This window comes from Ruegeria sp. CI1 (assembly GCF_056536925.1).
In genome coordinates, this window is the sequence record NZ_JBQFQP010000005.1 from 272276 (window position 1) to 287361 (window position 15086).

Consider the following 15086-nt stretch of genomic DNA (forward strand, 5'->3'; position numbering starts at 1 on the left):
CCGGGTTCCTCCTTAGTTCTTCACGATATAAGCGTCGGAATACCCCAAATCGCGAACCTGTTTCATCAGATCCTTGCGCTCGGCCTTTGTCGCCGCCGGTCCGGCAAGAACCCGCCAGAAAGGTTTGTCGTCTTTGGAGCCTTCCTTGATTTCCGCGTTCAGCCCTGCTTTGCGCAGCTTTTCCGCGGACTGATTGGCATTTGTCTCGACAGTGAATATTCCGACTTGAATGTATCCGCGCGACAATGGGGGTGAGGCGGGTTCGGTTTTGGGAGCCTCTGCCGAGGCTGTATCCGTCGCTACGTCAGCTGCCTCGATAGCCGCCGCTGCTCCGGCGACCGGATCAAGCTTGGTCGCAGTAATTTCCGAGCCTGCATCGTCGGTCTCTTCAGCATTGGCAACTTCCTCAATTTCCGGCTCGGGCTCAGGTTCAATCACCTCGCGTTTGAGAGCTACCACATTCAATTCTACCGGCGAGCCCGCCAACATACCAAGCTCTGCCGCCGCGTCCGATGATACTTGCAGACGCGGCCCCGGCAAGTCGCGTTCCCGCCGGAATAACGCGCCTTCGATCGTCTTGTTGTTCTTGGTATTTGTAATCCTTACCCTTTGGGCCTTTTCTACGTTTGGATGCGCAACCCACGCTCCTCCCAAGGAAGGACGTCCATCCCAAAGCCCTTTTTCGACTGTTTGAAATACTTCCGGTGCTTCGACATCCCGTTCTACGGTTTCGCCTTTGCGTCTGGTCGTTTCTGTTTCAGAAGCAGACCCATCACTCGGTTTGAAAAGTGAAAACTCAGCTCCTTCTTCGCAGCCGGCCAGCGCTCCGAATACCAAGGCCAGCACCACCAGTCGAACTGAGGTGTTTCGTCTCGCGTTTGCTCGATTCATTCTCTCGCCCCTTGCCTGATCTCAGGTCGCATTTTTGCTCCCTGTTTGCCGGTTTTCCGGTCGTTACCCAACGGCCCCTTTTTCGATGTTCGGGATATTAACCTGCGCTCTGCGCCTTTGAAAGCCTGCCTCTCAAGTCTCGGCAAGATTTCCCACTTTCGGGGTCACTTTGCGAAGGTTGTCTGAGGCAATCCGGGACTGCATCGGTTTCTCGATTCTTCTCTGAGTAAGCCTCGCAATCAGGCTTTGAGGACTGTGGCTACAAGAATCCGGAAATCTAGTGTGGGCAAATCCTTTTGCACCTTCAAACTTTACAGCCTAACCATCCGGTCGTTAAGCTTTCGTGACGTCAGGTAAACAGTCTGGTTGTACACAAAGGGGGCGACATGGGGACATATCAGGTAGGTGGATCGGATCTGAGAATGATGATCAAGGTCGCCCGCAATCAGCCTGTCGCCTTCGCATTCAACCCTGGCAATACAGACACCGACCATTATCTTGCCATGGACCGCAAGCGCCCGGTCGAAGTTTTGCGCAAATCTGCCAAGAAGGAAGGCCCCGGACCAAAGGTTGCTTTTGGTACTGCGAAGGTTGATGGTCGGCTCATGTCCCTGACGTGCGACAAGTTGTTGCCGGGCCTTGCCAAAAAAGTCCGACGATACCTGAAATTGGAAAGCGTCAGCCTGAGTGTCCAGATTTTGGATCCCGATGGAAACATTCTGGAAAGTGAACTGGAAGACGAGACAGAGCCGGACGAAGGTCAACGACCCACCGAGCCGCCGCAGAGTGCGGACGATCCTAATCTGGCAAAATGGCAGGCGCTCAGTGCGCGTCTTGATCCGGTTGTGTTACAATTCGCGGATGGCAGAGGAGAGGCAGGCCACAAAGTTCGATCCGTATGGGAACTGGCAAAAAACAAGGCAGAAGCGGAGGACTATCCGTCGGCTTTTCAGGCGGCCAAGTCGCTTCTGGGATTGATGAAAGCCAATGAGGCGGCAGCGGTCGTCCCCCCGTCGTCGCCAGTGAAAGAAGCTTCACCGGATAAAACGAAATGGGAAAAGGTTGCAGCCAAGATTGCCCCTATGGTGGCGGAGTTGCGGGCTGACACACGGCCTGATGCAGTGAAGATTTGTGCTGTTTGGGAAAAACTCGAAACCATGGCTCAGGCAGGACGGTATGCTGAGGCTTTGGGGCCGATTCCGAAAATAGCGAAGCTGATTGAGTCGCTGCGCACCCCGCCCGCAAGCGCGGAAATAGACGAGTTAGAACAGGCCAGACAGCGCTACAGCGACATGGTAGCGGACGCCAGAGAGACTTTGCCGAAGAAACCGGAACTGCAATCCAGCCTGCTTCCCTTGTTGAAGCAGGCGCAAGCGGCACTTAGCGCCAAGCAGGCGGTCGATGCGCTTGAAGCTTTGGACAAGGCCGCGTCGGTCTTGGCCGGTATGGATCAGGAAGGCGAAAGCCCCAAACAAATAGCCGTTTCGTTGCGAGACATCTGGGATGAGGCGGCGCAGCGAACCGACAGGCAATTGGACGCCCTGTTGCGGCGTATCGGGGCAGACGGTTCGGAACAGGCCCAACGCGTGACCGGCTTGGGGCTTTCGGCATGGTCGAAAGGGGCCAAAACAAAGCTCATGGTAGCGATCCTAAACTTGGAAAGGACGCCTCCCGACGGATTGACTGATGGTATTCGGAAAGAAACGGCAAAAGCAATTCGTGCCTATGCCGATTTCTTGGAGTTCCATCCGGCCGTCGAAGCAATCGAAAACAATCCGTGGAACGAAACTGTTGAACTAAGTTCGGTTCTGGCTGGGGCTCTGAAGAAGATGGAGAAAACGGTTCTTCAGGCGTGAAAAGAGTGAAAGGTGAAGTGGATGGTCAATGGCGTCGATGACGTTGCGGACGACGGGCAGGGCGATGGCCCGGTCAACGTAGCAAAGAAGCCCTCGAAGTCTCGCGACAATCGCAAAGAGGCACCCAGCAAACGCCACAAATCCCGAAAGAACCACCCGCCCGGTGATCACAACGATCAGGCTCCGCAAAATGCACCTCCCGGTGCTGCCAAGAAAGATGCAAGTCACCCTGACTATTGCGAGAAACTGTTCTTTGCGCTTCAGGGTAAGGCGGTTTCACCGAAATTCTCTGCCGCTGTCAATCAACGGGGACAAGCCGTCGAGACCTTGCTTGGAGACGAGGATGCGTTTGACAACGCGTCTAATGACGATTTGCGAGGTCTGCTGTTCGAGACCGCCACAATTTTGCTGTCAGATATCGATGAAAGCCAGGCAAAGCCGTCCTCCCGTCTAAAGCGGCTGGGGCGCGCGTTACATATCCTGCGCCCGGGGGAAACGCTCAAGGATCAGGTCGTAAATGACATCAGTGAGCAGATTGATACGGAACTGACTGCTTGCAAGAAAGCTCAGGGCGACAATGAGAAGTTTGCCGACGAAAGGCTGGCATATGCCAAATTGGCTCGCAAGCTTATGGGCGAAGGAAACCACCAGTTGGGGTTTGAGTTTCTGGAATCTGCCCAAGCGTTGGGAGGGATCGCCAAGGCGGCCCAGAAACTTGATGATGTCAAACTTGCGCGCGAGGATACGAGGCAGCGAACGGTTGAAGACAATAAAACTTCCCAAAAGTCGGCAGAACAGGATTTATCACAGGAGTGGAAGGATACGCGCGACCGTTTGCTTGCGGCCAAAGCGCGGGTTACTTCTCTTGATCAGTTTGCGAACTCCTTGAAGCAGAACAAGGGCATGACTGATGCCCAAAAGAAAAGCTTCGATGATCTTTACCAGTCGGCCTCGCTGGCTGCGTTTTCACTGACCATGCCGGAAAAAGACGCCAAGGATCACAGTGAACTGCTTCCGACGAAGGAAAACAGAGCCGCATTGCGGGGCGTTCAAGACCGCACCGGTAAGTTGTTGGCGTTGGTGGATGAGGCGGAAAAACCACTGAAGGATTTTCTGGAAAAGGTTCACGCACAACGTATCGAGGATTTCGGCCATTTGGCCAAACACAGCAAACATGATCTGAAACACAAAGGCGGCGACTTTGATGGTGGCGGGGATGTGGCGAGCAAACGCAGGGCGCGCGGAGTTCCAAAGGAGATCTTGAACCAGATTGGCGGGCGAGTGGATGCCCTAAAATCTTTCTATGAAATTGGCGGCTTGCTTGGTGATACTTACGACGCCATGGCGGAAATCGACAACGAAGCACGGCAAGAAATCAAAAAGGTCACTGCGAACCTGAAGACGTACCAGAAGATTTCGGAAAAAGTTGGTGATTTGCGTGACACGCTGACGAAGTCGAAATTTCAATACCTTGATGACGAGCTTGACGACTTTCTTCAGAGGATCGACGATGCTGAAGGTCTGCTGTCCACCAAGCTTTCCGATTTACCTGCTCCTGGCAAGCCGGGCGCCAACAAGCTAAATGATGCACTGAATGATCTGGGTGAAATAGAAAAGGACCTCAAGGCCAAAACCAAGACTTTCGAGGCAGCAGAGGATGAGTTCAAGGCGCTTGAAAAACGGATGGACGGTCTGCGCACGGGAAAGATCAACGGGTATTCCAAGCTGTTGCATGACCTGATCAAACACTACACCGATCTGGATACAGAGAGCCCCGTCGATCCCAATGCCGAAGTCTCACGACGGTTCCGCGACCGCATCCGCGGCCTCAGAGCATATGAAGGGCGTTATGTGGATGATCTGGACATGATCCGGTCCTCACTGGTGTCAGGCGATCCGGCGTCGCGAAAAGACACTGGCAAGCGACTTGACCGCCTTGAAAAGGACCTGGACAAGAAAAGTACCACGATCCGTGGTTTGTTAACCGACATCAAAGCGCACCTGAAGGCAAAAAAGAAGGACGATCCGTCAAAAGCCGAGGACGCGCTTTCTGAAAGAAGGATCAAAAGGAAAGTCAACACATTCATCGATGACTACAACGCGTCGGGTAAGGAAATCCATGATCGGAAATCCTTGAATGACGAATTCGACGACTTGATCGAGAAAATCACTACGTCCATCGATGATGGAAAAAAGACCATTGATCCGGACTACAAACCGACCTTGGGCAACTACAAAGTGATGCGGGACGTGCTGAAAAAACGCACCAAAACCATCGCAAAATCCACTGAATGGCGACACCTGATAGATGAAGCCAAGGATTTGAAAAAAACTGTCGAAGCCTTTGTGAAAACCTACAAAAAGCTCGAAGTTCCGGCTGATGCGCCGGACGGGAAAAACAAAGACGTGCTGCGTGCGGCCACTTCGTTGAAGCAATGCATCAAGAGCATCGAGGGCTTCACACAGGACATGGCCAACTTCTTTGACAACAGGGTCAAGAAACACCTCGACGAGTTCAAGCAGCAAAGAGACTCCATCTCAAAGCGAAGGAAGGACAAGGAAAAGAAGTTTCCCGGAGATGATGAGTTGATCAAGAAGGCCCGTGAGGTTGTCAGCCTGATCGAAAAGAAGGGAAAGAACATCTCGGGTTTTGCCGAGCAGATTGGCGGCGCTTTGGACAAATCGGAAATCGAAAAGCTGCGCGCCGACCTCATTGCGGCTCAAGGTGCCGCGGCCGAAGTCGCTATTCGCGAAGAGACGGTCAGAGCTTTGAAACGATACCGCACGTTTCTGGAGTCGTCTCCGCTTACGGCGACATATGTCGCCAACCCGTTTGACCAGGGCACGCCTGTCAAGGTGATGGTCGCGGCGCTGGCCAAGGCCGAAAGTGATTTGATGGAACTGGTTAAGTGGCGTTGAGGAGAGCGTGATGCAAATCGAGGAATGCCATGACTGGCTGGTCAAGGTCGCAGGGAAATCAGCGCAGGATTTTTCCGGCGAAGTTCAGACATTGCAGGACAAGAAGGATTTTTTCGACACCAATTTTGACAAGAATTTCGAAAAGGCGAAAACTGCCGTTCAAAAAGCTTTGCAAGGGCTGAAACTGTCGGGAAAGGAAGGGATCAACAACACGATTCTTACGACCATCGCCGAAGGTAAGCCGGTGGACTTCGGAACGATGGACGATGAATACGACACCCAGGCTGATCGCGCCGGGGCGCTAAAACGGATTGTGATCAAGGGCGAAGACGGGAAAAAGAAAAAGATCAAGTTCAACACGGAAGAAGGCCGCAATCTGGTACTGGGACTTGGAGAAGCGCTGAAGCCGATCATCGAAATGTCCCAAAAAATGGCGGATGAGCAACGTTCGGACGGAACCGGGCGCGTGTTTACGGACCGGGACATTGAAAAAGAGCTTTGGACCCCTCTGGTTCGGCAGGGGATCATCCCGTCCAACTTAGTTCCAGATAAGTTCTCTGAAACTGCAATCATTTTTCACAATGGCGTTGCCGCCTATCGCCAGCTTGCCGAGCGCGAAGAAGGGACGTCGATGGCATCCGACAAACTCGGTGCGGCGGCGGCTATTGCAAAAACCGCAGTGAATATTGGCAAGACCGCCACCAAGGAGGTTTTTCGGCACATGCATATCGAGGTGTCGACGCCCAGTAGAATGGATTTTGCGAAATTCATCTCAGCTCGCAATGGGGTGGATATCAGCACTGAAAACCAGGAAAAAATGACGGAGGTGGGCGCACTCATCGAAAGCGCGAAGGAGGCGGATAAGGCCGACGGCGACGGAAAGTTGACCAGCGAAGAGTTCTACGAACTCAAGAAAGATGAGCTTAACGAACTTGGCATCAAATCCCCGGATGAGGCCAAGGCGCTCATGGCCGACCATGAGAACTACCTTAAGGATGTTGCCAAACTTGAAGGCATGGCGAATGCGCTGGATCAAGACGGCGATGGCGCCGACATTCTGGAAGCCGAATCCGATGAAGTCGGCAAAACGAGCGTTGCCGAACTTGTTCACGAAGAATGGGAGCAGAACGGTGGGAATCTTTCAAAGTCCGAATGGATAGATGGCGAGATCGAGACACTGACCGAAGACAGGGATGAAATAGATGGCCAGATCGAGGATCAGATAAAACTGCTTGAAGAACAGGGGCTGTCCGAGGAAGAGATTGCCAAGGATCCCACGCTTCTTGAGTTGCAGGCCGACCGGGATGAAATCACCCAGCAAATCAATGGCTATGAAGGCGCGGCTCTGGTCAGCGAATACGGCGAATACCTCAAGAAAAACGCGATTGTGGACGCGACTTCCGCTCTCGTCACAAGTGGGCTTGAAGCGGTTGAGAAACGTCGCCAACGCGCTGCCAAAAGGGACGTACTGGTCAATTTGTCCGAGGGTCTGACGGATGCGATCAGCAAGATGGTGGTGGTAACCGATTTCAGCGAGCTCAACCCTTCCGATGGGGATGGTCCCAGCTTAGGTCTTAAAACCGGCGATGATTTGACGCTGGAATCGAAAAACCTTCAGCAACAGCACGAGGGACATTTCGGTGCGCTGGGGGCCAAGTTGTTCGCCCGTGGTGCCGTGCAACTGTCAAAGGCGATCAAACCCCCGCAAGGAGAGAACAAGAGCCGCAAGGAATACCTGCTGGATGCCATTGCTGACATGATCGATGCATCGGGCGAGGCTATCGCAGCCTCGGGCCATATTGAAGGTGGTCAGACGGATCTAGACGGAGATGGCCGCAAGGAGGGCGGCAAGAAAATCTTTGATGACGATGGCGACCTACGAGATGACTATGCCGCTTTAGGGGCGATCTTCAAATCTTCGGCAGTTGCGACCCGCAATATCGACAAGATGGTGGACGCGGCCAAGCGAGGTGACATGAAGGCATTGGTCGCCGAGATATCCCTGACCGTCTCGGCTGCTCCGTTCGGGTATTACATTGGCGACATCGGCGACAAGACCAGGCCTGAAATGGAGCTTTCGGAATTCGAGAAGCGCTGGGAAAACGGTGCCGAGAACGGACAATGGGTGGCTCCGGATGAAGAAGTTCGCGGCGCGGGTGGCCAGACCGATATGGGGATGAACAGCGACCGGGCCACAATCAACGATCAGCGTGGCGTGATAGAGGATATTCAGGATCTGGTGGAAGGCATTGATGATCTGTCCGCCAAGCATGCGCATAGAAAGGAGTTGGAAGAGAAACTCGCCCAAGCGCGCCAAACCGCGCGGAGTCTGAACAAAGACAAAGATCCGGATTTCTTGAAGTGGCTTAGCGTCGATGACAGGGGAAAGATCGACAAGGACCAATTGGAAAAAGCTCTGAAGAAGCTGGACCAGATGCTCAAGGATGCGCTTGAGACTGCGCGGCAGAACGCCAAGAAGACCGACAACGAGATCATTGATCGCCTCAGCCCGGTGGTCGACAAGGACAGCTTGAAGGCGTCAGTCACGAAACTCGACGCCCTGCTGGACAACGCCGACGACAACAACCCGCCCGATCCGAAGAAAGTGCAGCGGGAATTCAAGAAAATCCGCGACGAGATGCTGAAGGATTCCAGGATGCTTGCCAGCATTCAGGCGGAACAGCGTGAATCAGACATCGAGATCGAGTTGCTGAAGGAAAAAGCAGACCTGTCGCGTTTGGATTCAGTGCCGGAACAAGATCGCCCGAAGGAGAGAGAGAAGGCGATTCAGGCCATTGGCGAGTTGACACAAAAACTCAGGCAGGCCGAGATGTATCTCAAGATTGCTGACCAATCGACCAAAGGCGTATTTGGAATTGCTTTGGCTGCTGCGCCTGGTGGCGGATTGATGGTCAAAGTTCGCAATCTGATTGCCGATATCTGCAAGGCGTCCAAACGGACGCAGGATCTGAGGTTGTGGCTTAGCCAGGTCGAGAAGATGAGCGGAAACTATTCGGTCTACGAATATGCGTCGCAGGGTGAGGTCGACAAATTGGGCGCAGCGACGGGGTATGACTGGACCAAAGTCGCAGGCGATGTTGCCGGTGTTGTGTCAGAGACTGCCAAGTTGGTTGACCAGTCTCAGATCACGACTGCTTCAGCGGCAACTGTGGAAAAATCCATTCATGCCCTGAACAATGCCTGGTTCATGATCCATAAAAGAAAGGTGGTTCACGACGGGTGGCATGCGTTCAAGAAAGCTGAAAAAGACCCGAAAAATCGAAGGGCGGCGCGACAGGCAATCCGATCCAATACGACCCTGGGCAAGTGCGTGCTGGCTTACGGCGCCTGCATCGACGGCGACCCTCAGGCCCGAAGCGCGATGCAAGCCTGCGGGCTGACGCCTGAGGTTCTGCAAAACGACGATGACGTGTGTCAGTCCGCGATTGACTATCTGCGTGCTCGAATCATGGATTCTGAATTCGAGATTATTGGAGATCACTCCACCTCCGCCAACTGGATGACGTGCGAGGCGGAGCCTAAGTTAAAAAACTGGTACATTATCAAAGCCGCCGCTCGTGGACTTGACCCGGCGCTCAGCGACAAATCCTGCAAGACGGATTACATCGAAAGCAAGTTGGTGAAGTATGAACAGGCCATCAATGACGGTGAGGATCAAACCAAGATCGAACCATTGGCGCAGGCACTGCATCAGTCGATGTTGGCTTATTCTCCGATGGACAAGGAAAACAATCTTCACGTCAAGATGCAGATAGCGGTCAAGGAAATCGCGGCAAAGCTGGAACCGAACCTGCCGAAAGCTTGAGCCGTCAGCCCTCAACCGAGCCTTGCCCGGCCGATTTTCGCGCCCGAAAAAAACACATGCCCGGAAGGTTTGCTTTTGTTCAATGTCGTTACCCACCTGGCTTCATCCAAGCGTCACAAATTTTTGCGAGGTATCATTTCCATGCTGAGGCCGTAAAAGGAATTCCTATTTCATAGGTTGAGCTTATGACATGGTAGGTATTATCGATTTTTCCTAGAGAGAAAACTCGGGAAACTGTGGATAGCTCTAAAGATTAGCCGGCCTCGAAGAAGGCACAAAAAAACGGTTCAAAAACAGCCCAACGGAGGAGAGAATTAATGAAGCTGAAATCACATGCTTTTGCCGCATTGGCGGCTGGTCTGGTGACCGCAACTGCTGCGGTGGCAGAGACGGAATTGACTGTTTATACGGCAGTCGAGGCAGAAGATCTTGCCAGATATGCTGAGGAGTTCAACAAGGTTCACCCAGACATAAAAGTCAATTGGGTGCGGGACTCGACCGGAATAATTACCGCGAAGCTTCTCGCCGAACGGGACAATCCCCAAGCCGATGTGATCTGGGGACTGGCTGCTACCTCTTTGTTGTTGCTGAAATCCGAGGGGATGCTGGAGTCCTATTCCCCGGTTGGCGTCGAAAACCTGGATCCAAAATTCGTTGATGGTGACAATCCTCCGGCGTGGGTAGGTATGGACGCGTGGGTCGCTTCTGTTTGCTACAACACGGTTGAAGCCGAGAAGGCAGGCCTTACACCACCGACTTCGTGGAAGGATCTGACGGACCCGCAATACAAAGGCCACGTGATCATGCCGAACCCGAATTCATCGGGTACAGGATTCCTTGACGTCTCGAGTTGGTTGCAGATGTTTGGGGAAGAAGGCGGATGGGAATATATGGACGCGCTGCACGAAAACATCGCGCGCTACACGCATTCGGGTTCGAAACCGTGCAAGCTTGCTGCCGCTGGTGAGGTGCCGATCGGGATTTCCTTTGCCTTCCGTGGCGCCAAGTCCAAGGCTGACGGCGCACCGTTGGAAATCATAGTGCCTTCTGAAGGTGTCGGTTGGGACATGGAAGCAACTGCAATCGTAGCAGGAACCGACGATTTGGAAGCCGCACAAAAACTTGTCGATTTCACTGTCACAAAAGAAGCCAACGTCATGTACAACACCGGCTATGCCGTGGTTGCCTATCCAGGCATTGCAAAGCCGGTCGAGTTCTTCCCGGAAGGTCTGCTGGATGCGATGATCGACAACGATTTCGAGTTTGCCGCGAACAACAGAGCCGAAATTCTGAAAGAATGGCAAGCCCGCTATGACGGTAAGTCCGAGCCGAAATAAGGCGCTTACAAGGAGGGGCGATGCCGCCCCTCCACTCAGCTACATCCGCCAAAACGTGATAATGATGACCGGTGCCACCCGCTGTTCGGGGACTGCGGCACTCGGTTCAATGCTGTAAGGACCAAATTCGTGCCCAAAGACCAATCTTCCGCCCCGTCAGGACAGGTGTATCTAAGCATCCGGAATTTGTGGAAAGCCTTCGGTGAGTTTTTGGCGCTCAAGGATATTTCTCTGGAAATCTTCGAAGGTGAATTCATCTGTTTTCTTGGCCCATCGGGATGCGGAAAAACTACGCTGTTGCGGGCAATCGCCGGGTTGGACTTGCAGACAAAAGGGACTGTTGAGCAGGCAGGGAAAGACATATCCCAACTGCCGCCGTCCGAACGGGACTTCGGCATTGTTTTCCAGTCCTATGCGCTGTTTCCAAACCTGACGATCGAAAAGAACATCGCATTTGGTTTGGAGAACACGGGGCGCAGCAAGCCCGAGATCGTTAGCAGGGTCGAAGAGTTGTTGTCGCTTGTCGGACTGCCGGATCAGGGCAAGAAATACCCTGCGCAGCTTTCAGGCGGCCAGCAGCAGCGCATTGCTCTGGCGCGGGCCATCGCGACCAACCCTGGTCTTTTGCTGCTGGACGAGCCCTTGTCTGCGTTGGATGCGAAAGTGAGAGTTCATTTGCGGCATGAAATCAAGGAGCTGCAAAGAAAGCTTGGCGTAACCACTGTGATGGTGACGCACGATCAGGAAGAGGCTCTGGCCATGGCGGATCGCATCGTCGTCATGAATCATGGCGTGATCGAGCAGGTTGGTTCGCCCACCGAAGTATATCGCGAGCCAGCTAACTTGTTCGTGGCCGATTTCATCGGTGAAATGAATCAGATCAACTCGTCGGTCAGCGACGGTGGTCGTCTGAGTATCGGCGAAAAGACGTTTGCTTGTGTCGAACACAGCTTTCCGGATGGAGCACCGGTAATTGCCGCGATCCGCCCCGAAGACATCATTCCGCACGAGGCCGGATATATGGAGACCGGGGCCAATAGGAATTGCATCGACGTGGTGCTGGCCGAGATGGAATTTTTGGGGTCTTTCTGGCGCTGCAGGGTCCACAATCAACGGTTCGGGGGCGCCGAGTTGATTGCCGATTTTTCTATCAATGCCGTGCGCCGCCTCGAACTGGGCGAGGGGAAAGCGATGGTGATCGAACTCCCGGAAAGCCGGTTGATGGCCTTTGATACTTCGGAGGTTGATTGATGGCCCTATCCTCTCCTGATACACAATCCCTGCCGCCAGGCCCGAATGTCAAAGGAAAGCTGAGCAGGGACGACATCATCATGCGCGCCAGCATGATGGTCATCGCACTTTACCTTGTCGTGACTCTGGCCTTTCCGCTCTATGCGATGCTGTCCAAGTCCTTTTCAACTTATCGGGTCGAGTTGTCCCAATACGAGTTCCAGGTCAGTGACGAAAGCGGTGTTTTTGATGGAACGATATTGAATGCGGCAGACCTGAATACGCAGCTTGACGTTTACAGCGACACCGATCTGGTCACCGGGTCAGATGGGCGTGTGGGCGTGACAGAGTTTTTTCCCGATTTCAGTTTCCGCAGTCCGGTCATGTACCAAGTGCGCAATACTACGGATACGGGACGGTTCCTTGTCGGTTCGACACTCAAGGAAGGCACGGACTGGATCACGCTGGATTCCAATACATTCCGGAGGGTCCAACTTCGTCCGGTGAAATCGACGGGGGTCGGCAACTTCGTCAACTATTTCTCGACACCCGCCCTGTTCAATTCGATCAAGAATTCCTTGTGGATCTCTGTCGTCAGTACCGTCGTAACCGTGTCGCTTGCCTTTTGGTTTGCCTATGCTCTGAACCGAAGCTGCATGCGCTTCAAAGGTGTATTCCGGCTGATTGCGATGGCGCCGATCCTTGTCCCGTCACTTCTGCCTGGGATTGCCTTGGTATATCTCTTCGGCAACCAGGGAATGATCAAGGAGGTATTGTTTGGGGCTAGTATCTATGGGCCCATTGGCATCGTTATCGGATCGGTGTTTTTCACTTTTCCACATGCCTTTCTTATCATCTCCACCGCACTCGCCATCTCTGATGCGCGCCTCTACGAAGCCGCGGTCAGCTTGCGGGCGACCCCGTGGCGCACTTTTTGGACCGTAACCATTCCCGGTGCGCGATATGGTCTGATCTCGGCGACGTTCGTGGTCTTCAACCTGGTGATCACCGATTTCGGCCTGCCCAAGGTGATTGGGGGACAGTTCAACGTTCTGGCGGTCGACATCTATAAACAGGTGATCGGCCAACAAAACTTTGAAATGGGGGCCGTGGTGTCGGTTGTACTTGTCATTCCGGCAATTCTGGCCTTTGCAATCGATCGAATGGTGCAATCAAAACAGGTGGCGCTACTCTCGGCCAGATCCGTGCCGTATCAGCCGTCTCCGAGTCCCGGAATGGATCGTCTGATGTTGGGCTATTGTTGCCTGATCGGGCTGTTCATCATCGGGCTATTGGCGGTTTGTCAATTCGCGGCCCTGATCAAGTTCTGGCCTTACGACCTCAGCCTCAGCGTTAAAAACTATCAGTTCAACAGGATGGATGGCGGCGGCTGGGCCTCGTATTTCAATTCGATCAGAATGGCGCTGCTGACAGCTTTCTTTGGCACCGTGATCGTGTTTTTTGGCGCCTATTTGGTTGAAAAATCCAACGGGTTCAGAACGGGTCGATCCCTGTTTCAGATGTTCGCCATGCTGCCGATGGCGATCCCCGGTATGGTTCTGGGTCTGTCCTATATCTTCTTCTTCAACAATCCTTCAAACCCCTTGAACACAATTTACGGGACAATGGCGATTTTGGTCATCTGCTCGGTGACACACTTTTATACTGTTTCGCATCTTACGGCTGTTACCGCGTTGAAACAGATGGATCGGGAGTTCGAATCCGTTTCCGCATCTTTGAAACAGCCGACAATGAAGCTTTTTGCACGGGTGACTGTTCCCGTTTGCTTGCCGGCTGTGTTGGATATTTCGATCTACCTCTTCGTCAACGCGATGACGACGGTGTCTGCAGTCGTGTTCCTGTATTCTCCGAAAACGTCACTTGCTTCGATTGCGGTGCTCAATATGGATGACGCAGGAGACATCGCTCCGGCAGCGGCGATGGGTATGATGATATTTTACACCAACGCGGCGGCGCGCATCATTCACCAGATGGCGTCCAGGGGCATATTGCGGCGAACGCAGGCCTGGCGCAGCCGATAGATGTGACCGCCTTCGACAGTTTCAATATTGGGCAGAGGCGTTCGTTTCTCTGATGACTTCGTGCGCAACAGCCATAAATGCCCGGATTATTTTCACATCCTGCCGTTGTTTGAGGCACACGAGTGTCTCGCTCATCTCGATATCCGCTCCAACCAGGCGCAACGGCCGGACACGTTCGTCATTGCCAAACTCCGCAAGGGATACAAATCCGATACCTGCGCCTGAGGCGACGACTTCGCGAACTGCCTCCCGCCCCTCGGCCACGATTGATGGGTGTAGCGACACACCTTGTGCTGCGGCGGTCTCTTCTAACTTCTGCCGGGTTTTGGAACCCTGCTCGCGATAGATCAGGGGAAACTCGGCAAGTTCCTTGATCGTCAGCGTGGTTTTCTCATCTGGCAAAAGATCGCAGGCGGCAAACGCGACGATCTCGGTTGTCGAAAGATTGAGGATTTCGACATCACGCCCAGGGGAAGGATTGCCGATGACTCCGATTTCCGCGTCGTAACTGCGCAGTTCATCCAGTATCTCTTCCGAGTTTCCGACCCGAAGCGAGATCGTGATATCCGGGTACCGCTTCTGGAACCGGCGCAGGATGGCAGTGACGTGGTGCGCTGAATCCGCGATGATGCGCAATTCACCGGTCACTGCCTGACTGGATTCCGACAGGAAATCCTCGATTTCCTGTTCGATCTCGAAGAACTGCTTGGTCAGGCGATACAGTTTCTCTCCGGCCTCGGTCAGCCAGACCTTCTTTTTCTCCCGGTGAAACAGCAGAACGTCGTGGTGCTGCTCCAGTTTTCTCACTTGTTCCGACACTGCCGGTTGGGTCAGTAGCATCGCTTCCGCAGCCCTGGAGAAACTCTTCAGGACTGCGACGTTGTGGAATGCTTTGAGTTGGCTGTATCCCATGGGTTTGATTTTGTTTGGATGTATAGGTTTGTTTTATTGTTTGATCGTTTTTATCAATTTTTCACAATGGTTT

At 53.4% G+C, this 15086-nt stretch carries 8 protein-coding genes; 6 read left to right on the forward strand and 2 right to left on the reverse strand.

Features of this window, described 5'->3' with window-relative positions:
- Positions 1–12: 12 nt before the first annotated feature.
- Positions 13–891, reverse strand: coding sequence for an SPOR domain-containing protein (locus ACR0LZ_RS08325; RefSeq protein WP_480749325.1), 879 nt, complete (start codon positions 889–891; stop codon positions 13–15).
- Positions 892–1277: 386 nt separating this feature from the next.
- Between ACR0LZ_RS08325 and ACR0LZ_RS08330 the strand changes: the two genes are divergently transcribed.
- From ACR0LZ_RS08330 to ACR0LZ_RS08355, 6 genes are all read left to right on the forward strand, one after another.
- Positions 1278–2747, forward strand: coding sequence for a hypothetical protein (locus ACR0LZ_RS08330; protein WP_480749326.1), 1470 nt, complete (start codon positions 1278–1280; stop codon positions 2745–2747).
- 12 nt (positions 2748–2759) lie between these two features.
- Positions 2760–5666, forward strand: coding sequence for a hypothetical protein (locus tag ACR0LZ_RS08335; protein ID WP_480749327.1), 2907 nt, complete (start codon positions 2760–2762; stop codon positions 5664–5666).
- Between the two features lie 10 nt (positions 5667–5676).
- Positions 5677–9492: a hypothetical protein gene (locus tag ACR0LZ_RS08340; RefSeq protein WP_480749328.1), complete on the forward strand. Its 3816-nt coding sequence runs from the start codon at positions 5677–5679 to the stop codon at positions 9490–9492.
- Between the two features lie 317 nt (positions 9493–9809).
- Positions 9810–10829 carry a putative 2-aminoethylphosphonate ABC transporter substrate-binding protein gene (locus tag ACR0LZ_RS08345; RefSeq protein WP_480749329.1) on the forward strand — a complete coding sequence of 340 codons (1020 nt, stop codon included), beginning with the start codon at positions 9810–9812 and terminating at the stop codon, positions 10827–10829.
- Between the two features lie 129 nt (positions 10830–10958).
- A complete protein-coding gene (locus ACR0LZ_RS08350; RefSeq protein WP_480749330.1) occupies positions 10959–12080 on the forward strand; it encodes a putative 2-aminoethylphosphonate ABC transporter ATP-binding protein in 1122 nt (373 codons plus the stop codon).
- Positions 12080–14101 (forward strand): putative 2-aminoethylphosphonate ABC transporter permease subunit, encoded by a 2022-nt coding sequence (locus ACR0LZ_RS08355; RefSeq protein ID WP_480749331.1) that lies wholly within the window; start codon positions 12080–12082, stop codon positions 14099–14101. Before ACR0LZ_RS08350 ends, ACR0LZ_RS08355 begins: the two co-directional genes overlap by 1 nt.
- Positions 14102–14122: 21 nt before the next feature.
- On the opposite strand, the gene ACR0LZ_RS08360 is transcribed toward ACR0LZ_RS08355, so the two are convergent.
- On the reverse strand, positions 14123–15013 hold the full coding sequence (locus ACR0LZ_RS08360; RefSeq protein WP_480749332.1) for a LysR substrate-binding domain-containing protein: 891 nt from the start codon (positions 15011–15013) through the stop codon (positions 14123–14125).
- Positions 15014–15086: the final 73 nt, after the last annotated feature.

Excerpts from the sequence above, each read along its gene's own strand:
- ACR0LZ_RS08325 (WP_480749325.1), bottom strand. The coding sequence starts at position 891 with ATGAATCGAGCAAACGCGAGACGAAACACCTCAGTTCGACTGGTGGTG.
- ACR0LZ_RS08330 (WP_480749326.1), top strand. The coding sequence starts at position 1,278 with ATGGGGACATATCAGGTAGGTGGATCGGATCTGAGAATGATGATCAAG.
- ACR0LZ_RS08340 (WP_480749328.1), top strand. The coding sequence starts at position 5,677 with ATGCAAATCGAGGAATGCCATGACTGGCTGGTCAAGGTCGCAGGGAAA.
- ACR0LZ_RS08345 (WP_480749329.1), top strand. The coding sequence starts at position 9,810 with ATGAAGCTGAAATCACATGCTTTTGCCGCATTGGCGGCTGGTCTGGTG.
- ACR0LZ_RS08355 (WP_480749331.1), top strand. The coding sequence starts at position 12,080 with ATGGCCCTATCCTCTCCTGATACACAATCCCTGCCGCCAGGCCCGAAT.
- ACR0LZ_RS08360 (WP_480749332.1), bottom strand. The coding sequence starts at position 15,013 with ATGGGATACAGCCAACTCAAAGCATTCCACAACGTCGCAGTCCTGAAG.